A 368-nucleotide genomic window follows, 5' to 3' on the forward strand; every position below is an offset into this window, starting at 1 on the left:
TTTCCGCTTACAATCTCACCGTTCTTTAACTCAAAAGATCCACTCTGTATCTGAATTTTTCCATTGTGAGAGCCCCCTATTTTTTTTCCGGTCCATAGAACCTGCGATTTACTCAGGTCGATTTCACTTTTTTGCGCCCTTGCCGATAAAGTTCCTATCAATAAAAGGATTGCCAATAAATTAATTGTTTTCATACGTTTTTTCGTTTTTTTGTGGATGAAACTACGCAGATATGACTGTCCGTTTCAACCGGTCTGATTTTGAATTGCTTCTTTAATTATTACGGCACAAAGGTAGCATCGTGCCGGGCCTCCAACACTTGATCTATGGTAAGAAATGAAACGGATCTGAATTAAATTCTCTTCCTG

The 368-nt window shown here is 38.6% G+C and carries 1 pseudogene; it reads right to left on the reverse strand.

Going from position 1 to position 368, the window contains the following annotated elements:
• Positions 1-194, reverse strand: a pseudogene (locus B3Z75_RS09185) (hypothetical protein); the annotation flags it as partial.
• Positions 195-368 lie beyond the last annotated feature (174 nt).

The organism is Proteiniphilum sp. UBA1028 (genome assembly GCF_002316955.1).
GTDB lineage: Bacteria > Bacteroidota > Bacteroidia > Bacteroidales > Dysgonomonadaceae > Proteiniphilum.